General features: G+C 46.5%; 18 protein-coding genes. 14 read left to right on the top strand and 4 right to left on the bottom strand.

Annotated features, from left to right (window positions below):
- Window positions 1–13: 13 nt before the first annotated feature.
- From T456_RS21590 to T456_RS0114560, 5 genes are all read left to right on the top strand, one after another.
- Window positions 14–1,390, top strand: coding sequence for an ATP-binding protein (locus T456_RS21590; RefSeq protein ID WP_024866753.1), 1,377 nt, complete (start codon window positions 14–16; stop codon window positions 1,388–1,390).
- A complete protein-coding gene (locus T456_RS0114575; RefSeq protein ID WP_024866752.1) occupies window positions 1,383–4,856 on the top strand; it encodes a DNA topoisomerase III in 3,474 nt (1,157 codons plus the stop codon). Before T456_RS21590 ends, T456_RS0114575 begins: the two co-directional genes overlap by 8 nt.
- A gap of 186 nt (window positions 4,857–5,042) precedes the next feature.
- Window positions 5,043–6,542, top strand: coding sequence for a GGDEF domain-containing protein (locus T456_RS21585; protein WP_024866751.1), 1,500 nt, complete (start codon window positions 5,043–5,045; stop codon window positions 6,540–6,542).
- A gap of 150 nt (window positions 6,543–6,692) precedes the next feature.
- Entirely contained in the window at window positions 6,693–7,385 is a 693-nt protein-coding gene (locus tag T456_RS0114565; RefSeq protein ID WP_024866750.1) for an iron-sulfur cluster assembly scaffold protein, read from the top strand.
- 24 nt (window positions 7,386–7,409) lie between these two features.
- Complete coding sequence (locus T456_RS0114560) at window positions 7,410–8,429, top strand: GGGtGRT protein (protein ID WP_024866749.1); 1,020 nt, start codon at window positions 7,410–7,412, stop codon at window positions 8,427–8,429.
- A 133-nt stretch (window positions 8,430–8,562) separates the two neighbouring features.
- Here the strand turns inward: T456_RS0114560 and T456_RS0114555 are convergent, their stop codons facing one another.
- Entirely contained in the window at window positions 8,563–9,984 is a 1,422-nt protein-coding gene (locus tag T456_RS0114555; RefSeq protein ID WP_024866748.1) for a GGDEF domain-containing protein, read from the bottom strand.
- Between the two features lie 222 nt (window positions 9,985–10,206).
- Between T456_RS0114555 and T456_RS0114550 the strand changes: the two genes are divergently transcribed.
- The 6 genes from T456_RS0114550 (at window position 10,207) to ltrA (ending at window position 18,031) form a co-directional block, all read left to right on the top strand.
- A complete protein-coding gene (locus T456_RS0114550) occupies window positions 10,207–10,644 on the top strand; it encodes an NfeD family protein (protein ID WP_024866747.1) in 438 nt (145 codons plus the stop codon).
- 1 nt (window position 10,645) lies between these two features.
- Window positions 10,646–11,563 carry an SPFH domain-containing protein gene (locus T456_RS0114545; RefSeq protein ID WP_024866746.1) on the top strand — a complete coding sequence of 306 codons (918 nt, stop codon included), beginning with the start codon at window positions 10,646–10,648 and terminating at the stop codon, window positions 11,561–11,563.
- Window positions 11,564–11,566: 3 nt separating this feature from the next.
- The gene (locus tag T456_RS0114540; RefSeq protein WP_024866745.1) at window positions 11,567–13,399 is read left to right on the top strand and encodes an ABC transporter ATP-binding protein; all 1,833 of its coding nucleotides are present in this window, start codon (window positions 11,567–11,569) and stop codon (window positions 13,397–13,399) included.
- On the top strand, window positions 13,396–15,219 hold the full coding sequence (locus tag T456_RS0114535) for an ABC transporter ATP-binding protein (protein ID WP_024866744.1): 1,824 nt from the start codon (window positions 13,396–13,398) through the stop codon (window positions 15,217–15,219). The genes T456_RS0114540 and T456_RS0114535 overlap by 4 nt, the downstream gene beginning before the upstream one ends.
- The gene (locus tag T456_RS0114530) at window positions 15,216–16,115 is read left to right on the top strand and encodes a metallophosphoesterase family protein (RefSeq protein WP_024866743.1); all 900 of its coding nucleotides are present in this window, start codon (window positions 15,216–15,218) and stop codon (window positions 16,113–16,115) included. The genes T456_RS0114535 and T456_RS0114530 overlap by 4 nt, the downstream gene beginning before the upstream one ends.
- 521 nt (window positions 16,116–16,636) lie before the next feature.
- Complete coding sequence (gene ltrA / locus T456_RS0114520; RefSeq protein ID WP_024866742.1) at window positions 16,637–18,031, top strand: group II intron reverse transcriptase/maturase; 1,395 nt, start codon at window positions 16,637–16,639, stop codon at window positions 18,029–18,031.
- Between the two features lie 52 nt (window positions 18,032–18,083).
- Here the strand turns inward: ltrA and T456_RS21580 are convergent, their stop codons facing one another.
- A complete protein-coding gene (locus T456_RS21580) occupies window positions 18,084–20,570 on the bottom strand; it encodes a bifunctional diguanylate cyclase/phosphodiesterase (protein ID WP_024866741.1) in 2,487 nt (828 codons plus the stop codon).
- A 149-nt stretch (window positions 20,571–20,719) separates the two neighbouring features.
- On the opposite strand from T456_RS21580, the gene T456_RS0114510 reads away from it, so the two are divergent.
- Window positions 20,720–21,853, top strand: coding sequence for an MFS transporter (locus tag T456_RS0114510; protein WP_024866740.1), 1,134 nt, complete (start codon window positions 20,720–20,722; stop codon window positions 21,851–21,853).
- A 57-nt stretch (window positions 21,854–21,910) separates the two neighbouring features.
- Here the strand turns inward: T456_RS0114510 and T456_RS0114505 are convergent, their stop codons facing one another.
- Window positions 21,911–22,294: a hypothetical protein gene (locus tag T456_RS0114505; protein ID WP_024866739.1), complete on the bottom strand. Its 384-nt coding sequence runs from the start codon at window positions 22,292–22,294 to the stop codon at window positions 21,911–21,913.
- A 272-nt stretch (window positions 22,295–22,566) separates the two neighbouring features.
- Here T456_RS0114505 and T456_RS0114500 point away from each other — a divergent pair, with 272 nt between their 5' ends.
- Window positions 22,567–22,851 carry a co-chaperone GroES gene (locus T456_RS0114500; RefSeq protein ID WP_024866738.1) on the top strand — a complete coding sequence of 95 codons (285 nt, stop codon included), beginning with the start codon at window positions 22,567–22,569 and terminating at the stop codon, window positions 22,849–22,851.
- Between the two features lie 19 nt (window positions 22,852–22,870).
- Window positions 22,871–24,496, top strand: coding sequence for a chaperonin GroEL (gene groL / locus T456_RS0114495; RefSeq protein ID WP_024866737.1), 1,626 nt, complete (start codon window positions 22,871–22,873; stop codon window positions 24,494–24,496).
- A 237-nt stretch (window positions 24,497–24,733) separates the two neighbouring features.
- On the opposite strand, the gene preA is transcribed toward groL, so the two are convergent.
- Entirely contained in the window at window positions 24,734–26,233 is a 1,500-nt protein-coding gene (preA, locus tag T456_RS0114490) for an NAD-dependent dihydropyrimidine dehydrogenase subunit PreA (protein WP_024866736.1), read from the bottom strand.
- Window positions 26,234–26,402 lie beyond the last annotated feature (169 nt).

Below are 26,402 nucleotides of genomic sequence, written 5' to 3'. Positions count from 1 at the left end.
ATGTGATCCCCATATGGAAGAACAAAGAAAGATAGATCTTGCGTTTTTAAACAGATTCTATGAGAGCGGACGTTCCAATATTCTTGTGGTCTATGGCCACAGGAATATTGAACAGAACTCTCTTATTTTCAAATTTATAGAGAACAGACGAAGTGTCTTTTACACTGCCCGGAGCTGCTCAGCCACCGAGCAGGTTTTGTTGTGGGCAGGAGAGCTGATGGAGGAGGGAAGTGTCCTTGCAAAGACTCCCACCTTCACGGATATCTTTGAAACCGCCTTTGCTGCCACCGGCAGAAATCCGGTCATCTTCGTCATCAAGAATTTCGAGTACATCGTAAAGAGCTCCGACACCTTTATGAAGGAGCTTACGGATTTCGTTGAGAAGAACGGCAAATACAGACAGATACTGGTGCTTCTTATGAGCAACGATGTCTCCTGGGTGGAGAACAGCATGGTCTCAAGCCTCGGAGCTCTTTCGGCTCATATTGCAGGTTTCAGGAAGATCAAGCCCCTGTCCTTTGCTGAGATGAGAGCATACTTCAAGAACATGCCCTACAGGGATGCGGTTCTTACTTACTCGGTTCTTGGTGGACAGACTCTTCTGTGGAGATACTTCGATGACTCTTTATCCTTCAGGGAGAATGTCATCAAGAATATCCTTGACCCCGGTTCCTTCCTGTACGGGGAGGCCATGAGGCTCACCGAGTACAGTCTTAGGGAGACCGCGGTTTATCACACCCTTTTGTCAGAGATGGCAAGAGGAGCCAACAAGCTTAATGACATCTATCATGTGACTGGCTTTTCAAGGGCCAAGATCTCTGTGTATCTTAAGACCCTGATCCATCATGATTTTGCGGAAAAAGCCTACTCCTTCGGAAATGCCGGAAGAGAGAACGTAATGAAGGGAGTTTACAGGATCTGCGACCCTCTTCTTGACTTCTACTTCAGGTTTATCTTCCCCAATGAGAGCAGTTTGTTACAGATGCCTGCGGATAAATTTTATGATATATTTATATCTGCAGGAATTCAGAATTACGCCGGAACCTACTTCAGGCAGGTGTGCCGCGAGTACATCTTAAGGCTTGAAGAGAGAGGTCTTTTCCCCTTTGAGATCGAGGAAGAGGGAGAGTGGATCGGCAAGGAGGGCACCATCGACATCATCGCCCAGAGTGAGATGGGAGATACGGCCCTTGGTATATGCAGCTGGCAGAAGACGCTGACCCATACCGACCTTGAGAAACTGGAGTACTGCGCGAAAAAAGCAAGACTTGAGGGAGATGTGATCTATCTCTTTTCCACTGCCGGTTTCGACAACTGGCTTCTGGACGCAGCACTTAAGCCCGGTTGCAAGCTTAAGCTCATTGGGATAGATGAATTAACGAATGGCTAAAAAACTAATTATCACCGAGAAACCTTCGGTGGGGAGAGAATTTGCGAAAGTGCTGAACGTTCCCGGGGGAAACAGGGTGTTCATCGAGAACGATCAGTATGTAATAACCTGGTGCGTAGGTCACCTGGTGGAAATGCTCTACCCCGAAGCATATGACGAAAAGTATGGCAAGTGGAGATTAGAAGACTTGCCTTTTTTGCCCGAAAAATACAAGTACGGCGTTATCGCCAACGTCAAAGACCAGTACGAATTTGTCAATAAATGCCTTCACCGTGAGGACATAGATACTGTCTACTGGGCCGGCGACTCAGGAAGAGAAGGACAGACCATCGAGGAGAATATCAGGAGCTTCGGCGGCGTCCGGGAAGGCATGAAGGAACTTCGTGTATGGATCGATTCCCAGACCGATGAGGAGATCAGAAGGGGCATCGAGCAGGCAAAGCCCATGTCCGACTATGCTCTTCTTGGAAATTCGGGTATCATGCGTGCCATAGAAGATTACAGTCTTGGCATGAATTTTTCCAGAGCACTTTCAGTTAAATACGGAAAGCTTGTAAATGACGCGGCGGCCACCAAGAAGTACACTGCCATTGCCGTAGGTCGTGTTATGACCTGCGTTCTTGGCATGGTTGTAAGGCGCGAGCGCGAGATCCGCAACTTTATTGAGACCCCTTTCTATAGGATCGTCGGGTCTTTTTCCGATGCAAATATATCTGCCGAGTGGAAGGCTGTAAAGGGATCTTCCTATTTTGAGTCGCCTCTTTTATATAAGGAAAACGGCTTTAAGAAGGAGGAGGACGCCAAGGCCCTGATCGACAAGCTCCAGGGAAAAGAGGCTGTGATTGACAGCATAGAGTCCGGCAAAACCCAGAAGAAGGCACCGCTCCTCTTTAACCTGGCAGAGCTTCAGGCGGTGTGCTCCAAGCGCTTTAAGATAAGCCCCGCCCAGACCCTGGATATCGCTCAGGAGCTCTATGAGAAGAAGCTCACCACCTATCCCAGAACAGATGCAAGAGTCCTGACAACAGCTGTGGCAAAAGAGATAACGAAGAACATTAACGGTATCTCAAAGGTAAGTGAGGTTGCCGAGTTTGCGGGCAATATCATGAAGAGCGGTATGTACAGGGGTATTGAGAATACCATGTATACCGATGACTCCAAGGTTACAGACCACTATGCGATAATCCCTACAGGTGTGACAGGTGCGCTGAATTCCCTGTCTCCCCTGGCAAAGGATGTCTATATTCTGATTGCAAAGAGATTTTTATCCATTTTCTATCCGCCGGCAAGGTATGACACCGCTAAACTGCAGATCGATGTAAGCGGTGAGAAATTCTTTGCCTCCGCCAAGGTGCTTACAGACCCCGGCTATATGAAGGTTGCAGGCATGCCCCAGGAGAAAGGCGGCGCCGGCCAAGAAGGCGGCGAGGACGAAGAGGATGTTGGAATTTCCAAAGAGGAGTTCCTGAAATTCGTAGCTTCCGTGAAGAAGGGAGATCTCATCAGCGTTAACGGATATGAGATCAGAGAAGGAAAGACTTCACCTCCCAAGAGATATACTTCCGGAACCCTTATTTCTGCCATGGAGAATGCGGGCAACCTTATTGAAGATGAGGAACTCAGGCAGCAGATAAGGAAAAACGGAATCGGAACTGCGGCTACAAGAGCTCAGATAATCGAGAAACTTGTTAATATACATTACCTTAATCAGAGCAAGACCCAGGTGATGACTCCCGGAAACCTTGGAGAAATGGTGTATGAAGTTGTGGATAAGCACATACCGTCTCTTCTTAATCCCGAGATGTCGGCAAGCTGGGAGAGAGGCCTTGAGGGAATCTACAGCGGCACCGTTGATTTTAACGAATACCGCAGGAAGCTCGAGGACTACATAAGGCGCGAGACCCAGAAGATGATAGGCTCGGATTATACCGGCGACATCGCTTCAAATATAAGCCGGTTCGCCGGCAAGGACGCCAAGGGCCTTGCCGGAAGACGCCCCATCGGGGTTAAGTGTCCCCAGTGCGGCGGAGAGATCACCACTACAAGCTTTGGATACGGCTGCAGCAATTACTTCAAAGAGGACATCAAGTGCGGCTTCTCCGTAGGCGAGATCGCAGGAAAGAGCCTCTCCGAGGAAGAGGTCAAAAAACTCATCACAGAAGGAAAGACTGATGTGATCGAGGGATTCACCAGCAAGAACAAAAAGAAGTTCAAGGCTGTGCTGGTGCTGAATAAGGATGAGAACGGCAAGTACAATATAGGTTTCAATTTCTCGGACGTCCCCGATGAGTACCTTGAGGGCGTTACATGCCCTGTTTGCGGAGGCAGGATAGTAAAGACAGGATTCGGAATAGCCTGTGAGAATCGCGGCAAGGAAGAGAACGGCTGCTACTTTAACATAGGTGAGATAGCCGGAAAGAAGCTCAGCGACGATATGCTGACAGCGCTTCTCACAAACGGAAGCACAGATGTTATACGAGGCTTCAAGTCCAAGTCCAAAACGAACTTTGATGCAAAGCTGGTGCTTAAGAAAAACGAAGAGGGCAAGTCAGAAGTTGTCTTTGATTTTGATGGAATAGAGCCCGAGTACCTGAAGGACGTTGTATGCCCTGACTGCGGCGGCAGGATAAGGAAGATTTCGGTTGGGTACTGCTGCGAAAACAATAATAAGGATGACCCGCAGTCTTGCAGGTTCTTTATAGGAAAGGTTGCCCAGAAGCAGCTCTCGGAAGCCAATGTTGTCCAGCTTCTTAAGGAAGGAAAGACCGGCACCATAAGGGGCTTTAAGAACAAGGACAAAAAAGCCTTCGACGCATGCCTGGTTCTTAAGAAAAACGAAGAGGGCAAGGCCGAGATCTCTTTTGACTTTGAAAATGTTGAGGCCAAGACAGTTAAGGGGGTAGTATGTCCTGTCTGCGGAGGCGAGATTGTTAAGACACCGTTTGGCTATGGCTGCAAGAACTACAGCAAGGATGATCCCGAGCACAGCTGCAAGTTCAACTTAGGGCAGGTTGCAGGCAAGAAGCTTAATGATTCCCAGGTAAAAGAACTGCTTACAGACGGAATCACTTCGACGATCAGCGGCTTTAAGTCCAAGGCAGGCAAGCCATTCGATGCCAAACTTACTCTGGCTAAGGATGAAGCCGGAAAAGTCACCGGTGTAAAATTCGTCTTTGAGAACGAAGAGGAAATCCTTGAAGGAGTAAAATGTCCAAAGTGCGGTAAACCCATCATCAAAAACCACTGGGGATACAAGTGCGAGGACAACAAGAAGGGCGATGATAACAGCTGCGACTTCTTCATCGGAAAGGTCGCCGGAGTTTCCCTGTCAAAAGAGGACGTGACCAAACTTCTTACGGATAAGATAACTGATAAGATCGCAGGCTTCACCAGTAAGAAGGGCAGCACCTTTGATGCAAAGCTTGCTCTTGATGAGAACTGCAGGGTGGTATTCAATTTTGAATAATTATTTATTTTTTATAAGACAAGAATTATGTAAAAGGGGCAGTTTGTCCCTTTTATTTTATGGTTATTTAATGTGTTTAATATCGTACATGAGGTATAATCTATGTAGACTGGTATTTTATTGAATAATGATGCAAAAAAAGCAGTGCAGGCCTTCGCTTCTTGACATGAAGGGAGACGGGTATATATGGATAATGCTATATCTTTGGATTACAAAGAATTCCTTAAGAATAACAGAGCCAGGGTGAACGGATATCTCAATATAGTGCTCTGGAGTTTTGTCCTTACGGGACCGGCCATAGCTTTGGGAGTTAAAGGCGGAATTTTCCCTGATATAACCTATGGAACCTGCATCGCTATATCAGCCGGTGTTATTATTCTGGCTGCGATCCACAGGGTACTCATAAAGCTTAATCCCAGTTCAAAGATAACCTGCGTATATGCGCTTTTGTCTCTGAATATTCTTATTGTTTACATGAACTATTCCCATGTAAATATCTACCTTACATGGTTTCTTGTTCCGCTTCTTAGCATTCTCTTTTGCAGTAAATCTCTGTACTATTTCAGCATCGCTTTAAATTTTGTATTAATGCTTGGTACCACCTGGGTAACAGCGCCGTATCATGCTGAGAAGAGTCTTAAATATACAACTGCAATGGAGTGCTTTGCAGACAGAATGAGCGGATTTGTAATTGAAAGTATCATCATGTCTGCTGCAGGTTACGCAATCGTAAAGCTTGGACTCAGACGCTTCGAGACCCTGTTTGAGCAGTACAGGCTCATTGGAGAGCATGATATGGTCATGAAGGAAAAAATGGAAATACAGGAATCCATGACAGAGATTTATGAAAACGTAAATCTTATAGATTTTGTAAACAATACCGAGATGTCTCTTCGAGATCCTGAGCAGCAGGTATATCCCATTGATATGACGAAGCAGACCCAGACCCGGATGAATAAGATGATAAGCCGGCGGGTAATGTCCGATCAGCTGGAGGAGTTCAGAAACTACACCAATATCACAACGGTAAGATCGAGACTTTCTCACAGAAAGCTCATCAGTGCCGACTTCATTGATGTGGTCAACGGGTGGTTCAGAGCACAGTACATCACTGTTGAGGCCACCCCGGACGGGATACCCACCAAGGTCATATATACCACAAGAACCGTAGACGACGAAAAGAGGAGAGAAGAAAACCTTATCAGGATTTCAATGACGGATGAGATGACAAGACTCTTTAACCGAAGATGCTACGATGAAGACCTCAAAAAACACAGATACAATGGAATGTCCACAGACTTTGTGATATTCTCTGTGGATGTAAACGGGCTTAAGAAAGTAAATGACACCAAGGGCCATGCTGCCGGTGACGAGCTTATCAAAGGGGCGGCTAACTGTATTGCGCTGTCCATCGGCAATAAGGGCAAGGTCTACAGAACCGGCGGTGATGAGTTCATGAGCATAGTACATACCAATGACCCGGAGAAACTTCGAGGTGAGATTCATGAGCGGATAGCGGGATGGAGCGGAACCCTTAATGATTCGGTAAGGGTCTCCGTAGGGTACGCATCCGTCAAGGATCACCCCGATGCTTCCATAGACCAGCTGGAGCGTATCGCAGATTCCGATATGTATGACCAGAAGGAAAAGTTCTACAGAGAAAGCGGCATAGACAGAAGAAGATAACCCGTTGTAAAAATTGTGTAAATTTTGTCAGACTTGTTGAAAAGTCCATTGTTTTATGCAAAAATAGGTATTGGCACGGCGCGAAAAGCGCTTAAAATCTGTGCGTGAGTAATGAAATATTTACTTTACAATACGAAAGGAGATTTTCACATGATTTACTCAACAGAGGTAAAAAATATGTGTCCCGTACACCAAGGGGTACATCATGGCGCTGCTCCCATTCCTGAAGAGGCAAAATGGGTTCAGTCCAAAGAAGTAAAGGACATTTCCGGCTATACACACGGTATTGGCTGGTGTGCTCCTCAGCAGGGAGGCTGCAAGCTTTCACTGAACGTTAAGGATGGAATCATTCAGGAGGCTCTTGTAGAGACTATCGGATGCTCAGGAATGACACATTCAGCAGCTATGGCAGCTGAGATCCTTCCCGGACTTACAGTTCTTGAAGCCCTCAATACTGACCTTGTGTGCGACGCTATCAACACTGCAATGAGAGAGCTGTTCCTCCAGATTGCTTACGGAAGAACACAGTCCGCATTCTCAGAGGGCGGACTTCAGATCGGTGCAGGTCTTGAGGATCTTGGTAAGGGATCTCGTTCAATGGTTGGTACAACCTACGGAACACTTGACAAGGGACCTCGTTATCTTGAGCTTACAGATGGTTATATCACAGACCTTGCTCTTGATGAGAACGATGAGATCATTGGATATAAGTATGTTAACTTCGGAAAGATGATGGACTTCATCAAGGCCGGCGACGATGCTAACACAGCTATCGAGAAGGCTAAGGGCCAGTATGGTCGTGTTGCTGATGCAGTTAAGTTCATCGATCCCAGAAAACAGTGATAAGGTAAGAAGGAGGAAATAATAATGGCTTTATTTGAATCATATGAAAGAAGAGAGCCCCAGATCCTGGCTTGCCTTAAACAGTATGGGATCTCATCTATTGAAGAATGTAAAGATATCACAATGGCAGCAGGCATTGATGTATACAGCCTTATCGAAGGCATTCAGCCTATCTGCTTCGAGAACGCTAAGTGGGCTTACACAGTAGGCGCTGCTATCGCTATCAAGAAGGGCTGCAGAAAGGCTGCTGATGCAGCTGCAGCTATCGGTGAGGGCCTTCAGGCTTTCTGTATTCCCGGATCTGTTGCTGATACTCGTAAGGTAGGTCTTGGCCATGGTAACCTTGGCAAGATGCTTCTTGAAGAGGATACAGAGTGCTTCGCATTCCTTGCTGGCCACGAGTCATTCGCAGCTGCTGAGGGTGCTATCGGTATCGCTGAGAAGGCTAACAAGGTTCGTACAAAGCCTCTTAGAGTTATCCTTAACGGTCTTGGCAAAGATGCCGCTCAGATCATTTCCCGTATCAACGGATTCACTTTTGTAGAGACAGAGTATGATCCTTACACAAACACTGTTAAGGAAGTTTCAAGAAAGTGCTATTCCAAGGATGCTGACTCACCTCGTGCAAAGGTTAACTGCTACGGCGCTAATGATGTTTGCGAAGGTGTTGCTATCATGTGGAAGGAGAACGTTGACGTATCCATCACAGGTAACTCAACCAATCCTACAAGATTCCAGCATCCCGTTGCAGGTACCTACAAGAAGGAGAGAACCGAGGCAGGCAAGAAGTACTTCTCAGTTGCTTCAGGCGGCGGCACAGGACGTACACTTCATCCCGACAACATGGCAGCAGGCCCTGCTTCCTACGGTATGACAGATACCATGGGACGTATGCACTCTGATGCTCAGTTTGCAGGATCTTCATCAGTTCCCGCTCACGTTGAGATGATGGGTCTTATCGGCGCAGGTAACAACCCCATGGTTGGTATGACTGTTTCTACAGCCGTTTCCATCGAAGAGGCTGCAAAGGCTGGGAAGTTTTGACCATGATGACTTGACGAGGTTTTGTCGAGTCTAGTCAGCATGGTCGTTCCGGCGAGGGCTCTGCCCGAGAGCGGAACTTCCTTATGAATCTGGCAATATAACAAAGAGCTGTCCCTTCGGGCAGCTCTTTTTCTTATCTTCTCTTATCGGGATATTTCTCGTAATACTTGTCCTTATCCTTATACATTTCCTCATCCGCATAGCGCATGGCCAGACGAAGATTTCCGTCTTTGGCATCGTGATAATATCCGATTGCAAAATACAGCCAGTCGGGGTCTGAAGCTTCCTCCCGAAGGATACGGATCTTTTCCTCGAAATCAAGGCGTGAGCTGAAGGAGATGATGGTGAATTCATCGCCGCCTGCTCTGAAGATCTTGTCATCCTGGAAAATATCCTTGAGAACTCCTGCAGCATCCCGAAGCAGCTGGTCTCCGTTGGCATGTCCGTCATTGTCGTTGATGGATTTAAGTCCGTTAAGGTCACAGAAGGCAACATTGAAGGGCTTTGGATGGAGCTTGAGCTTGGTGGAAAGCTCATCAACGTTAACGTTCATGGAGTTACGGTTATAGACACCGGTCAGAAGATCAATATTGCTAAGGTACTCAAGTCTTTCCATGAACATGTGGTTTGCAACCTCGGAAGAGAGGAAAAAGGCCACAAGTTCAATGGTTTCCTTAAGGCGCGGGAGATTATCGGTATTAAAGTTTGTGATATAAAGGTAGCCTATAACAGCATTCTGACGGAGGAAGGGAACCAGGATAAGGGAGCGCACCTTATTTGCCCTCAGGGTCGCAACCCACTCCGGAGCCTTGGACTCGTAGAAGAGCATATCCTCTTCATTCTGAATGATTATGTCGTTGGTCTCCCCCACAAGTCCTTCCCAGGTCTCTACAATCTCGTAGGGAACCTGATCGAAGATCTCTCTTATGGAGAGCTCATTATTTCTTACACATTCACTTAAGATATCGAATTTATACAGATCAGGGGTCACAGTCATGATACAGGTGGCAAAAGAGTTAGTGTATTCCCGGATGTCTTTGGTAACGGTATCAAGACTGCTGGCAAAATCTTCTTCGTTACGGAGCGTTAGGCAGGTCTTTATCACAAAGCTTGCTATGTCCGGTGAGACAGTGGCATATTTGCCTGCGTCCATCTCCTTGTTCAGTGTATACATGAACAGGCAGTAGCCAACATTCTTATCCTCTCTGTCATCTGCCAGGCCAATGGGAAGGAGGATGTTTTCGGTCCAGTAGCCGTACATCATGGTGGTGTCAACGTACGTATGACTTCTTCTGTTCCTGAAGGCTGCGTCGAAGCAGATTAGTTCGAATTTGGGTTCTCTTGGCATGTTAGCGTAGTAGGGCTGGCCTTCAACGCTGCGTTCTTCGCCTCCGGAGAAAAGAGCCTTATAGTTGGATTCTATCAGCTTATTAATGGCATACATGATAATGTCACCGCAGGTGCCGTCAGGGTTTTTATGAACCTGAAGGACGGCAGCGGGTATGGTGTACATGTTGACCATCGTCTTAAAATTTTCATAGTTAAGGTCTGACATTATCTCACCTCCGAAAAGCGAAAATTAACCAAAAAACAAAAATATTCTCTACTGTATATTGTAAATGAATGCTACGGGATTAGATAGATAAATTTTTGGTCCATTTATAAAAGTAATATAAAATATCAGAAAATGAACAATTTGTGATATAAAAATCAGATACTTCCGCACAAGTTAATGATGCTGTATAATAAAAGGCAATACATTAAGGAGGGTATGGAAATGGCTGAATCTATTATCTGGCTGATCGTCACTGTGGCCTTGGCTGTGATAGAGATCTTTACCATGGGACTTGTGACTATCTGGTTTGCAGCAGGGGCTGCCATAGCTCTTTTGCTGTCTTTAATAGGAACTCCCCTTTGGGTACAGATTACGGCATTCATCGTGGTTTCCGTGGTGGTGCTGCTTCTTGTAAGGCCTATAGCAGCGGCTCATTTCAACAACAGGCTCAAGAAAACCAATATTGACGCCATTGTTGGGAAGAAACTTATCGCAAAGACCGATATTGACAATCTTCACGGATTCGGTAAAGTAGATATGGACGGTTCTACCTGGCTTGCGGCTTCAAGTGTGGATAATATCGTCATCCACGCAGGGGAAGAGGTCAGAGTTGTAGAAGTACAGGGCGTCAAATTAATTGTTGAGAGGGAGGTAATTTAAAATGGCAGGAGCAATTATTGCAGTATTTATCGTATTAGTAATCATATTATTGGCAACTAACATCAGAATCGTGCCTCAGGCGCATTCATTCGTTATCGAGGAGCTGGGTGCTTACAAGGAGACCTGGGATGTGGGACTTCACTTCAAGATTCCCTTCATTGACAGAGTAGCAAGACAGGTGGACCTTAAGGAGCAGTATTGCGACTTCCCACCTCAGCCCGTTATCACACAGGATAACGTAACAATGCAGATCGATTCCATCGTATTCTTCAGGATCTCAGATCCCAAGGCATATGCATACGGTGTAAGAAACCCCATCGGTGCTATTGAGAACCTTACCGCTACAACACTTCGTAACGTTATCGGTTCACTGACACTGGATGAGACCCTTACATCCCGTGACCAGATCAACGCCCAGATGCAGGATGCCCTGGATATCGCAACTGATCCCTGGGGAATCAAGATCACAAGAGTAGAGCTCAAGAACATCAATCCTCCTGAGCAGATCCGAGACGCAATGGAGAAGCAGATGAAAGCCGAGCGAGAGAAGAGAGAGAAGATTCTTTTCGCGGAAGGTGAGAAGCAGAGCCAGATTACTGTAGCAGAAGGTGAAAAGCAGTCCAAAATCCTCCAGGCTGAAGCTGATAAGCAGGCAACTATCCTTAGAGCTGAAGCTGAAAGAGAGAAGAGAATCCGTGAGGCTGAAGGTCAGGCAGAAGCCATCAAGAGCATTCAGAGCGCTAATGCCGACGGTATCAGAATGCTCAAGGATGCAGGAGCTGACGAGTCAGTTCTTACCCTTAAGAGCCTTGAAGCCTTTGAGAAGGCCTCCAACGGACAGGCAACCAAGATCATTGTTCCTTCGAACATTCAGGGTATTGCCGGACTTGCTGAATCAATTAAAGAGATCGTAAAGTAAAAAATGAGAGATAATAGCAAAAAGAATAAGACCTTTAACACAAAGACAGCCATGGTGCTGTACTTTCTGGAGGGCAGCAAATTACTTTTTGCTCTTAGCATTCTCTTTTCCATCATGGTCACTTTCCTTGACATGATCGGACCTAAGATCATCCAATATACAGTAGACTACTATATCTCGGACACTGCCTCATCAGATGGGGGCAGTGTCCCTGTTTATATAGGGATGATCATGGGAATGCTGGGCAAAAGAGACAGCGTAAAAGAGCAGCTCTTTTACGTGGCACTGGTAGTATCCGGTGTCGCAGTGCTGGCTGCAATTTGCAGATACCTCTTCAGACTGCTCAATACCATGGGCGCAGAAAAATTAATACAGAGAATGAGGGACAGACTGTTTGACCACATCATGCATCTGCCCTTTACATGGCATGGAGCCAACCACACCGGTGATATCATTCAGCGGTGTACATCAGATGTGGATACCATAAAGCGATTCATCGCAGAGCAGATGTCAGCTTTTTTCAGGATCATCATAAGAATCGTGATAGCTATGTACTTCATGATCGGAATAAGCCCGAAACTGGCATTTTACTCCGCAATCTTTATCCCCATAGTTGTGCTGTATTCCTGCTTCTTCCACGGAAGGATCAGGGATGAATTTGAAAAGGCTGATACGGAGGAAGGCAAGCTTTCAGCCATTGCCCAGGAAAATCTTACCGGAGTCAGGGTTGTAAGGGCCTTCGGAAGAGAGCTTTATGAGAAGGAGAGATTCGAAGCCAAGAACGAGACCTACACAGATCTGTGGATCGGACTTATCAGGACTCTGGCGGCTTTCTGGTCCTCAAACGACCTTATTTCAGGACTTCAGATCCTGCTTGTTACATCCATGGGCGCGGTTTTGTGCGTTGGAGGAAGCATCTCGGTAGGTGAGTACATTGCCTTCGTTTCCTACAATGCCATGCTAACCTGGCCTGTAAGAATGCTGGGAAGGATTATCTCAGAGATGAGTAAGGCCGGAGTTTCCGTTGACAGGCTTATGTACATCATGAACAGCGAAGTGGAGAAGGACAGGGACGGTGCGACAGAACCTCCCATGAACCGCGACATCACCTTCGAGCATGTCTCCTATGCCTACGAGAATGGCGGCGCAGACGTGCTTAAGGATGTTTCCTTCACCATCAAGGCCGGAAAGACCTTTGGTATCCTTGGAGGAACAGGTACCGGTAAATCCACCCTTATGTACCTTATGGACAGGCTTTATGAGCTTCCCGAGGGTGCAGGGACCATCAAGGTTGGAGATACGGATATCAACGACATTAAGGCGTCCTGGCTTCGTAAGAATATCGGATTCGTTCTGCAGGAACCCTTCCTGTTTTCAAGATCCCTTTCTGAAAACATCGGTATTACCCAGAAGAAGACCGATATCGATATGGTCAAAAACGCCGCAAGGATCGCGGCTTTGGATGAGACAATAGAGAACTTTGCCCACGGATATGACACCTTCGTTGGTGAGAGGGGCGTTACTTTGTCAGGCGGTCAGAAGCAGAGGACTGCCATCGCCCAGATGCTGATCTCCAAGCCGCCTGTAATGGTATTTGATGATTCGCTTTCAGCCGTGGATACGGAGACAGACCAGAAGATCAGAAAGGCACTGTCGGAGAACGTTGGAGATTCCACAGTGGTTCTGATCTCACACAGAATAACGACACTAATGAATGCTGACAACATAATAGTTCTTGAGAAGGGCCGCATAGCAGAGCAGGGAACCCATCAGCAGCTCCTTGATAAAGGCGGTCTGTATAAAAAGATCTACGACATACAGATGCAGGGAACATGAACGAAAAAGAAAAACAAGTAAAACTACCATTTTTTGGGATACCAAGACTCTATCCCTTCCTAAAATCATATATTGTGACCATTGTCATAATGATCACCCTCGGCATACTGAGTTCACTGGCGGATTCGATATTTCCTCTTTTCAACCAGTATGCCCTGGATAACTTTGTGGCAAAGGGAACCCTTAAGGGGCTTACCCTGTTCATAGCTTTGTACATTGGGATCCTTGTACTTCAGGTCATTGATAACTTCATCTGCGCATATATGTGCGGAAAGGTTGAGATGGGCATGAACAGGGACCTTCGGAATGCGGCCTTCAACCACATTCAGGAGCTGTCACTGGCGTACTTTAACCAGAACAACGTAGGTTACATCCATGCCAGAGTTATGAGCGATACCGGCAAGATCGGTGAGATGGTGGCATGGAGAATGATGGACATCATCTGGAACGGTTCTTACATCGTGTGCATCCTTATAATGATGCTTCTTTTAAATGTAAGACTGGCCCTTATCATAATTGCACTGGTACCCATTGCCGTGGTTCTGGTTACCTATTTCCAGAAAAAATACATCGTCCTTAACCGAAAGATTCGTGAGATAAATTCCACCATAACAGGTAATTTCAACGAGGGAATCACCGGAGCCAAGGCCATCAAGACCCTGGTGGTGGAGGATAAGATCCAGAGCGACTTCGAGGAGGATACCTCCAAGATGAACAAGACCTCGGTTAGAGCCACTCACTATTCGGCTTTCTTTACTTCAGCCATAACCATGATGTCTTCACTGGCACTGGCGCTGGTTCTGTGGAGAGGTGGAATCATCACCGTTGAGGGAGTAATGCATATAGGAACCCTTTCAGTGTTCCTGTCCTACGCCCTTGGAATGATGGAGCCCATTCAGAACGTTATCGTTACCATATCCGAGATGATAGCGGTGGAGGTAAACGTCGAGAGATTCATGAAGCTCATCGAGACCAAGTCAGACGTCTTCGATACATGGAGCGTTATCGCCAAGTACGGAGATGCCTTCAATCCCAAGAAAGAGAACTGGGAGCCCCTTGTGGGGGATGTGGAATTTAAGGACGTAACCTTTAAGTACCCCGACGGCGAGGAATATGTCCTTGAGAACTTTAATCTCAAGGTTCCCCGCGGTACCAACGTGGCTATCGTAGGTGAGACCGGTGCGGGTAAATCCACTCTGGTAAACCTGGTGTGCAGATTCTTTAAGCCTACTGCCGGAAAGGTACTTATAGATGGAAAAGACGCAGCGGAGAGATCCCAGCTATGGCTCCACAGCAATATCGGATACGTGCTCCAGACACCGCATCTTTTCTCGGGAACCGTAAGGGATAACCTTAAGTACGGTAAGCCCGAGGCCAGTGAAGAGGATATCTGGAAAGCGCTTAAGCTGGTTTCCGCAGACGGAATAGTAAAGCGCATGGAGAAGGGACTTGACAGCGACGTGGGAGAGGACGGCGACATGCTCTCCACAGGTGAGAAGCAGCTTCTTTGCTTTGCAAGAGCTATTCTGGCCGATCCCAGGATCCTTGTTCTTGACGAGGCCACTGCATCCATCGATACCGTAACCGAGAAGGCCATTCAGGACGCCATAGAGACCGTTACCAGGGGAAGGACTTCCTTTGTTATCGCCCACAGACTTTCAACTGTTGTGGATGCGGATGTCATTCTTGTGGTGAAAGATGGTAAAATAATAGAGCGGGGAACCCACAAGGATCTTATGAATCTTAGGGGGTATTACTATGAGCTCTTCACCAGACAGTTTGAGGAGATGAGCACATCCAGCGTTTTGGAGGGAGCATGACCGATTACGCGGTTTTTTCAGACATACACGGCAATCATACGGCATTTCAGGCATGCATTGACTACTGCATGGGCCGTGGTATCACCAACTTCGTGCTTCTCGGGGATTATGTGACGGACTGTCCCTATCCCCAGAAGACATTGGAGAAGATCTACGTCCTGAAGCAGTACTTTAATACATTGATCATCCGTGGCAACAGGGAAGAATATCTTCTAAATTACCACAAGACCGGTGAGGGAAAATGGAAGAAGGGTTCTGCCAGCGGAGCTCTTCTTTATACCTATGAGAATCTCACGGGTAAGGACCTGGAGTTTTTTGACTCCTTACCAAACTACGGGATTTTCCAGCAGAAGGGATTTCCCGGCTTTGAGTACTGCCACGGTTCACCAACCAACACCAGCGAGCTCTTGTTCCGGGAAAAGAGAAACACCAAGCGTGTGCTGTCCCACCTTAAGACGGGAGTTCTTTTGCATGGGCATAATCATGTGCAGGATACCTATGTCTATCGGGGAAAAAAGGGAGTGAATCCCGGTTCTATCGGTATACCCTGGTATCACGGCGGCAAGACCCAGTTCTGCATCATTCACGGAAGCACCAAGGGCTGGGAGGAGGAGTATCTGCAGCTTGATTATAATCGCAAGGAGATCCTCAGGGACTTCAAGAACTCGGAGCTTTGCAGCATGGCTCCCGCCTGGGCTGCGGTTTCAATGCACACCATAAGGACCGGCGTGGACCTTAACCAGACCGTACTTCTTAGGGCAATGAGGCTTTGCGAGCAGGAGAGAGGCGTTGCCAGATGGCCGGATATTCCTGAGAAATACTGGGCCATAGCTCTTAAGGAGAATTATATCGATCTTTACGGAAAAGAAATTCCAAAGACCGAGGAAGAAGAATAAAAGAAAACGAGAGATAGATCTTGATCATCTATCTCTCGTTTTTTTTGATGTGCGCCTAGCGGCGCACGTTTCTAACGGGTTAAAGTCCCGAATCCGCCCGGTAGTGGGAAGGATATAGCCGAAGGCAAGGGTGTCCGCCGCGAGGTGGAATCTGAAGGAAGCTGGATGTGGGGAACATACTAACCCACGGGCAAATCTCTGGTCTGACGTACAGAAATCTCATATGAGGTTATGCATGAGGGTAAGGCTGCATCACAAGTCGAAGCCCAATAACTACACGGAATCATGCATGATAAATGAGGCAGATGGATGGAGAGGAAGAAACGTGTGGTACCTAGGGAGGTCTGCGTGAAATGCTCTGAAAGGAGTAACCACCGTACAAGGAAACGAGGCGGTGCTGAACATGCAGAAGTCAGCAGAGGTCATAGTAGGGATATGGACATGGAAACATGGACATGCTGACCGAAGGACCGAATCAGTAGGAGTCTTAAGTATGACCGAGAAAGGAGGAATGACCATTTATGGCAGAAAACATTGAAAACAATGGCTGTTCGCAAAGAGATAATGCGGAACATGAAGGGTATGCGAAAGCGCGTAGGTCATTCAATCGGATATGGAAAGAAAGAGACAGTGCACAGCCGAGACTCTTGGAAGCGATACTGTATAAAGACAACTTAAACAGAGCGTATAAGAGAGTGAAGGCAAACAAGGGAGCGCCAGGGATTGATGGCATGACCATCGAAGATGCACTTCCCTATCTTAAGGAACATCAGCAGGAGCTAACTGACCGTATATATCGGGGGAAGTACACTCCGTCGCCAGTCAGGCGAGTTGAGATTCCAAAACCAGATGGTGGTGTGCGAAAGCTTGGCATACCAACAGTGATAGACCGTATACTCCAGCAGGCAATAGCCCAACAGCTTATGCCGATCTACGAGCCACAGTTTGCGGATGGAAGCTATGGTTACCGTCCAAACAGAGATGCAAAAGGAGCAATACGAAAGGTCAAAGAGTACGCAGAGCAAGGCTACACATTTGCTGTGGTTCTTGATTTATCCAAGTATTTCGATACCTTAAATCACGAAATCCTTATAAATCTTCTGCGGAAGAATGTAAAGGATGAGCGTGTGGTGCAGCTCATTAAACGCTATCTAAAGAGTGGCGTAATGGAAAATGGAGTGGTCATTGACACAGAGGAAGGCTCGCCACAAGGTGGTAATCTATCACCGCTTCTTGCGAATATCTACCTCAATGAGTTCGACCAAGAGTTTCTAAAGAGGGGTGTTCCTTGCATTAGATATGCAGATGACATCGTGCTCCTAGCTAGAAGCAAAAGGGCGTCTGAAAGACTCTTGGAAAGCAGTACGAGATATCTCGAAGAGAACATGAAACTCACGGTGAATCGGGAAAAAAGCCGTACTGTTAGTGTGTTTGCAATCCGAAATTTTAAATTCCTTGGCTTTGCATTGGGAAGGAACGGAAGTGGCATTTTTGTCAGAGTTCATCCAAAGTCATGGAAGAAGTTCAAGTCAAAACTGAAAGATTTATCTTCCCGTAAGTCTGTGCAGTCTATCAAGCTTAGCCTTGAGAAAATCAAGGTATATGCTAGAGGATGGCTCAACTACTACGGTATTGCTAGCATTAAGTGGAACGTCGATGACATCAACGGATGGCTCTATCACAGAATACGTATGTGTATATGGAAACAATGGAAGAAACCAAAGACAAAGGTACGTAATCTGATTAAGATGGGCGTGCCCGAGGACTTAGCATGGCGGGCTGGTAACAGCCGAAGAGGTCACTGGTTCACGTCGCATACTGTTGCAGTAAATATGGCAATGACAAATGAAAGACTGATAAACAGTGGCTTTTATGATTTAGCCACAGCCTATCAGTCTGTGCACGTCAACTATTGAAAGCGCCGTATACCGAACGGTACGTACGGTGCTGTGAGAGGACGGCGGCTAGTCACCGCCTCCTACTTGATTCCATATCATCAATTTCGTTTACACACAGGATATGAATGGATTCATCGGTGAAACCTTCTTCTGAACGAAGGTGACAAGCGGTAGTCATTTTGATGGTAACGCTGTTGCCGTCAACGCTGTTGACCTCTTCAATATGGTTTTTAAGCTTCAAAGTCAGTTCTTCAAGCTTTTCCTTTGAATCCTCATAGATTATCACGCCAAAGTAAGCTTCTTTTGGTCTGGCTGCAACGCCGCTCTGTCCAACAATATCAATGATCTTCTCACCGATCTCACGCAGAACCTTGGAGGCGAACTTGCTTCCATAGGTCTTCTCCAGGCGGCGATGGTTGGCATTGTGCAGGGCTATGTATCCGTAGTTTCTGCCCTTTGAATTGTACTGATCGGCATAATCCACCATGACATTAAGGAAACTCTTGCTGTTCATGAGTCTGGTGACACTGTCTATGCGGGAAGGATTAAGAAGCTTTTGGACCCTGTAGATTTCCTGGTCCTCATCCTCAAAGGTTCCCACCAGGCCTACGATTTTACCGTTTTCATATATGGGCATCTTGTTGCAGATAATATTATGAACAACGCCGTTGACGATGCACTGTCCACGGGCATTGTAAACGATCTTGCCTTTACCCAGGACATCCAGCTCGTCTCCCTGATATGGTCCGTCATCGACGTGCCAGTGCATTTCTTCATCATTTTTCCCTATGATGTCATCGGGAGATTCTATCTCATAGAATTCAAGGAACGACTTGCTGACGCCCATAAAGCGCCTGTCTTTATCCTTCCAGAACAGCTTATAGGAGGAGTTGTTAACAAGAGTATCCCAGATCCTTGCATATATTTTCTGAGGACAGTCTTTGTTTTCTTCGGCAGTCACGAGCTGAGTATATCTGGTAGTATTAAGGGCCTTGGCAATGTCGTCGGAAACTTTACTAAGGGTAAGGAGGTACTCATTACCCTCGGTTCCGGGAATGGACAGAAGTGATATTTCACGCCATTCATAGGAGCCGTCTTTCTGCTTTAATCTGATGGAGTCCTTAATGAACTGTCCGGATGGAAACTGTTTTCTTGCATTAAGATAGTCATAGTTCATAAAGGCCTGATAATCCAGCCTGTCTTCCGGATACACATAATTCTCAGAGAAGAACATGATTATCTCATCCAAAGTCATTTCTGCTACGGGTAATTCATTCATATAGACATATCCGCCGAGAAGAGGAAGCAATACGTTTCCCTTATAGTTTACCAGCACGACCGTTTCATACAGGTTGTTAAGTTCTCGCAGTCGCAGATCCAGCTTGTCCTTTTCGACAGCATTCTCATCATGAGAGATATTATTGATGGTGGCCTTGACCAGATTTCTGCCTTCTTTTTCATCAATAAAGTCCAGCTTCAGCTGATAATAATTCCCTCTGTTTGTATAGTAAAAGCTTTCCTGACTTTTGCTGGTAATGACTTTGGTTATGAAACTGTTGTATTTTTTTAGGGCAGGTGAATTGGGACCGAACAAAGATGTTTCAATAACACTGATGTCATCAGTGTTAATTCCGGCCTGTTGTCTGAAGGCGGCGTTAATAAAGAGAAGTCTGAAGGCATCCTCGCCGTACTCCAATATCATCAGGGGAGTGTCCGTGTCATGGACGGAAATACTGGCGGCTTCATAAAAAGTTCGCCACTTTCTTTCCTCTGCATCGATCGCTTTATTCTCCATGGCCTCAAACATTTCCGAAAGAGGAAGAGGCTTGCTGTAATAGTAGCCCTGGAGTTTGCCGCAGCCTATAGATTTTAGGAATTCTACCTGTTCGATGGTCTCAACGCCTTCACTTAAGGTCTTGATACCGATGCGCTTTGCCATACCTATCGTATAGCGCATCAGAGTCTTCGACTTCTCCGTCATTGAGGAGAGGAATCGCATATCCATCTTCAGAAGGTCAAATTCATAATCTTTAAGAAGGGTAAGAGAGGAGTATCCGCTTCCGAAATCATCCATCCAGATCTCATATCCTCTGGAGCGGAATCTGGTAATGATGTCGGACATAAGATCCTCGTTCTGGACGATCATGCTTTCAGTGATCTCAACATGAATGAAATCTCTGGGGATATCGTATTTCTCAACGGCATCCTCCAGTACTTTAAGCATGTCGCACATGACAAAGTCCAGTCTGGACATGTTTATGGATACGGGAACCATGGGAAGATCACCACTTAGTCTGTCACTGATATCATGGCAGACCCGGTCCACTATGAATGAGTCCAGCTTGTGGATAAGCTTTTCTTCTTCCAGTGCGCCAATAAACTTATCCGGAGCAAGGAAACCCACCTCAGGGTCTATCCATCTTGCCAGAGACTCGGTACTGCACAGTTGTCCCGTGATGGACCTTACAACAGGCTGATAGTAGACCTTGAGCCATTCTTTTTCAATGGCTTCATCGATATGGGTGATAACGTAGTCGCGAATAGCGCAATTATCCATATGATTGCTCCGATTTCTGCTGATAAAAAGGTTATCGACTGCTCATATCTTATCAATCTAAGTGTACCAAATGAAAAAGAACAGTATATTAAATAACAATTAAAGTTATTATAATATTCAATAAATATGGAAGTGAAAGGGATAAGTATATGCTGTGGTTATATCTGTTTCTGATAGTATTCTTCAATGGCTTTGAAGCCGGCGGATACCAGGCCAGTCTGTACAGTATCGGCCAGATTTATGATCTGTCCATAACCAGTATGGGGCTGTTTGCTTCGGTAGAACTCTTTGCCACCATGCTTGCCCCTTTGGCACTGGGAAGCTGGGCGGATAGAAGCAGGAAGCTTAAGTGCCTTCTTATTCTGCTGGGAATACAGATTGTTTTTGCATTTACACTTTTTGCCAGCAATGTAGCCATGGTATTTATCATAGGCATCTTTTTCCTGGGCCTTACCACCAGTGCTTTGCAGTTTATCTCCATAGCAGCTCTTATGGAGGCATACCCCTCAAGCGGCAAAAAGAAGATCGGATTCATGACTTCCATGTACGCCCTTGGCGCCTTTGTGGCACCTTTGTTTGTTGATTTCTGCCTGGGAAGAGGCCTTAGCTGGAGAGCGGTATTTCTGGCTCTGACCATCGGCTCGGTTATTGCCTTTATTGGAATATTTGTCCTAAGAGACCATGAGATCGAAGAAAAAGCAACACCTGAGGAAGCTGAAGAGGTGGGCAGCGAATTCGTGATCCTGGGAGTGCTGCTTCTTTGCGTAGTAATGTGCATCTATGTGGGATTTGAGAACGGATTTGCGTTCTTTGTGGACACCATGTTTACGGATGTTCTTAATTCTTCTAACGGCAAGCTTGCCATTTCCATCTTCTGGGTTGTAATGATCCCCTCCAGGGTTCTGGTGGGACTGTTTGCCCGACATGCAAAAAAGATATTGATAACGGCAATAATTGCCATCCCGGTGATAACAGCCCTGATCACCATCATGACTAATGCAGGCGCTGTAATGGCACTTATTGTTCCTTTGGGATTTGCCTGCGGGGCCATCTATCCCAGCGTCCTTTCCACGCTGATAAGATTTGCCGGAAACAGGAAGGCTACAGCCACAGCCATGATTACTACGGCCACGGGTATAGGTGGAGTGGTATTTACGGCGCTTACAGGTTTTCTGGCAGAGCAGATCGGACTTAAGGGGGCAATTCTTTCCCTGTCAGCCTTCTTTATCATCTCAATGATATCGGTACTGGTTCTTTTCAGGATTCATGTAAGAGAAAAATGAGTTATACAAAAAAAGAGCTTACTGCCATAAAAGGCGGTAAGCTCTTTCCATATATTTTTATACTGTGGTGTCTACGTTTGTTCCGGTAGCTTCTTCAGTCGCATTCCTCTTTAAGAGATCAGACTTGTAATAGGTGCCTGAATCCTTAATGGAACTGAAATGGCTGTCCAGGAAATTCGACTTCTTGGCAGAAGAGCTGCTCTTAGTAGTGGTTGAAGATGCGGTTGATGTACTGTTAGAAGCAGTATCAGCAACCGTTGCTGTTGAGCCTGTCTCTCTGTATGCATTGAGAGCTGACTTGTTGCCGACTTTATTAACATATGACTTCATAAGGGAGCCATATGCACCGCTCTTGATGGTGTTATAGTCGCCGTAAAGGCTGCTCATGCTGGCGTTTAAGTCAAACTTACCGGATAAACTGCTGAAAAAGTTTGTGCTCACGTCATCACCTCCTTGAATAATGTTTGCAAACTGCGCAAACTCCGCAACGTCCCTGTCACGGAAAAACCTATACTTTCTTAGGATTATTATGCTTTAGACCGCTTTCAATTGCAATTTATGAAGTATAAAAAGAATCTAAAAAAACTATGCGTAAACAGTTGAATTATATTTTAAAACTTGTATAATAAGTATTTGGAATTAGCACTCAATTAACAAGAGTGCTAACAAATGATCAGAATGTTCTTTTAGATCAGATAAAGGAGGCGTTTGTAATGAAGTTAGTACCACTTGCAGACAGAGTTGTTTTAAAGCAGCTTGAGGCAGAAGAGACAACCAAATCAGGAATCGTTCTTCCCGGTGCAGAGAAGGAGAAACCACAGCAGGCTGAGGTTATCGCTGTAGGCCCCGGCGGAGTTGTAGATGGCAAAGAGATCAAGATGGAAGTTAAGAAGGGTGACAACGTAATCTATTCCAAGTACTCAGGAACAGAGGTTAAGCTTGATGACGTTACCTATATCATCGTTAAGCAGAGCGACATCCTGGCTATCATCAAATAATTAAACGGAGGCGATTAAAATGGCAAAGACAATTAAGTACGGCGCTGACGCCCGCACTGCTATGGTAGAAGGCGTTAATAAGCTTGCAGATACAGTAAGAGTAACACTTGGACCTAAGGGTAGAAACGTAGTTCTGGACAAGTCCTACGGCGCACCTACAATCACCAATGACGGTGTTACCATTGCAAAGGAGATCGAGCTTGAGGATTCCTATGAGAACATGGGAGCTCAGCTGGTAAAAGAGGTTGCTACAAAGACCAACGATGTTGCCGGAGACGGAACAACAACAGCAACCGTTCTTGCACAGGCTATGATCAACGAGGGCGTTAAGAACCTGGCAGCAGGCGCTAACCCCATCGTTTTAAGAAAAGGTATGAAGAAGGCCACAGATGAGGCTGTAGCAGCTATCAGCAAGATGGCTACAAAGGTTAAAGGCAAAGAGCAGATCATGAGAGTAGCTGCCGTATCATCAGGAGATGATGAGGTTGGTCAGATGATCGCTGATGCTATGGAGAAGGTTTCCAACGACGGTGTTATCACCATCGAGGAGTCCAAGACAATGCAGACTGAGCTTGACCTTGTAGAAGGTATGCAGTTCGACAGAGGCTACATCTCAGCTTACATGGCTACAGATATGGACAAGATGGAGGCTACTTTAGAGGATCCCTTCATCCTTATCACAGACAAGAAGATCTCCAACATTCAGGACATTCTTCCTCTTCTTGAGCAGATTGTTAAGACAGGCGCTAAGCTCCTTATCATCGCTGAGGATGTTGACGGTGAGGCTCTTACAACTCTTATCGTTAACAAGCTCCGTGGAACCTTCAATGTAGTAGCAGTTAAGGCTCCCGGCTATGGCGATCGCAGAAAAGCAATGCTTGAGGATATCGCAATCCTTACAGGCGGCAAGGTTATTTCTTCAGATCTTGGCCTTGAGCTTAAGGACACAACTCTTGATGACCTTGGAAGAGCTAAGAGCATCAAGGTTGAGAAGGAGAAGACCACAATCGTTGACGGTCTTGGAGCTAAGAAGGAGATCCAGGCAAGAGTTTCCCAGATCAAGAAGCAGATCGAGGACACAACATCTGATTTCGACAGAGAGAAGCTTCAGGAGAGACTTGCAAAGCTCGCCGGCGGCGTAGCTGTTATCAGAGTAGGTGCTGCAACCGAGACTGAGATGAAGGAAGCTAAGTACAGAATGGAAGATGCTCTCAACGCTACAAGAGCTGCTGTTGAGGAAGGTATCATCTTCGGTGGCGGATCAGCTTATATCCACGCTGCAAAGTCTGTTGCAAAGCTTGCTGCTACCCTTGAGGGAGACGAGAAGACAGGTGCAAGCGTAGTTCTTAAGGCACTTGAGGCACCTCTGTTCCACATCGCTGCTAACGCAGGTCTTGATGGATCAGTTATCGTTAACAAGGTTAAAGAGAGCAAGGCCGGAATCGGCTTCAACGCATACTCAGAAGAGTACGTAGACATGGTTAAGGACGGAATCATCGATCCTGCCAAGGTTACAAGATCAGCTCTTCAGAACGCTACATCAGTAGCATCCAGCTTCCTTACAACAGAGGCAGCTGTAGCTACCATCAAGGAGCCTGTACCTCCTATGCCCGCAGGCGGCGCAGGAATGGGCGGTATGATGTAAGCGATAACGAGTCAAGCGCATAAATATGATCAAAGCCGCGAAGCGGTACACAATAGAAAAATCGTGGGACCAAGTTTACTTGGTATCCCACGGTTTTTTTATTGGGTATAAGTGCGGTAGCACGATTTGATCATATTGGTTGCATTTGACGACAACGGATAACCAAAAAATCGCGCAGCGATTTTTTGGTCTAAGCGGATGCAGAAAATCGCGCATCTGCGTGCGTTATCCCTCGTCTTACCTCTTCGCCACTCGTTTTCCGCTGCTGGTGATGGCCTTCTCCGGGCACACCAAAACGCACAGATGGCATCCGACGCAGTTTGCCGCATCCATTCTGGCTTTGCGGTTCTCATCAAGATATATGGCCTGGTGACCGCCATCCTCGCAGGAGATCATGCAGCGGCCGCATCCGATGCATTTACCGGGATTGAACTTGGGATATACTATAGAGTCTCTCTCAAGAACATCTGTGGTGGGACTGAGTGAGTCCAGCCCAAGTCCCACAACCTCCCGGACATTTCTGAAGCCTTTTTCGGAAAGATAGTAGTTTAGCCCCGCTTTAAGGTCATCTATTATTCTGTAACCGTACTGCATGACTGCAGTGGCAACCTGGACGCTCCCGGCACCAAGCAGCAGGAACTCTAAAGCATCCTTCCAGGTCTCTATTCCTCCCATACCGCTTAAATGCTTGTCCTTAAGGGCCGGATTCTGACCGAGCTCTGCTACAAAGCGAAGGGCGATGGGCTTAACGGCATTGCCGCTGTATCCGCCTACGGCAGATTTGCCCCGGACTGCAGGAGCGGTGACGTAGGTGTGGGGATTAACTCCGATGATGCTTTTAATGGTGTTTATGGCTGCGATTCCATCAGCGCCTCCCCGGATAGCTGCTTCAGCAGCGGGAGACATGGTGGCAACGTTTGGAGTAAGCTTTGCAAGTATAGGTATTGTGGCACCTTTTCTTGCGGCGGCAGTAAATTTCTCCACAAGCTCCGGAACCTGACCTATATCAGAGCCAAAGCCTTCTTCCATCATGTTGGGGCAGGAGAAGTTAAGCTCAATGGCATCGGCGCCGTTTTCCTCGCACATCCGTGCAAGTTCCTCCCATTCCGATTCATTCTGGCCCATGATGGACGCCAGTATGAACTTTGTGGGGTACCGGGCTTTGAGCTTTCTGAAGATCTCCATGTTTTCAGCTACGCTGTGATCGGAGAGCTGCTCTATGTTTTTGAAACCGATTATTGTACCGCTGTCACCGGTGATTGCGGAAAATCTCGGTGAAGCTTCGTGAATATCCAGATTGCAGATGGTCTTGAAAGAGGCACCGGCCCACCCGGCCTCAAAAGCTCTGGCACACATATCGTAGGTGCTGCTTACAACAGAAGATGCCAGAAGAAAAGGATTTTCCAGTGGAACACCGCAGAAATCGGAACGAAGCAGTGCTTCGTCATCAGGCTTTGGAAGGTCATGACATGGCTTTACCTCATCGTGTAGCTTTGTCATGATCTCTTTAATTGGTACAGCGTGAGGCCTTACACAGGCATCCTCGCAGGGGGCATTACAGGTAATACATACATTTTTGTCGGGAAGCTCCGTTGATGCAGCAGCTGAGTTGTCAAACCATATACTGCGCAGAGTGTCAGACGGGATCATGTAGGGGCAGGCTTTGTCACAAGGCGCATTGTAGCAGAGGGCACAGCCTATCATTTCGGAACGGGGGATACTACTTTCAAATGCCATGAATTCCTCCTTTCACTGACCGTAATTATGGTATAATTATAACAAAATTTAGCGCATATCCTATAGAAAAAGTGCAATTGGCGCACTGATAAAAAAATTGCATAAAACTCTTTAATAATGCTTGGATTTATAGTATGATTATTGCGTTTAATTAGATATAACAAGGGGT

This window comes from Butyrivibrio sp. FCS014, from assembly GCF_000526935.1.
Lineage (GTDB): Bacteria > Bacillota > Clostridia > Lachnospirales > Lachnospiraceae > Butyrivibrio.
Note: the sequence above shows the minus strand (reverse complement) of the source record. Positions and strands in the feature narration are given on the sequence as shown.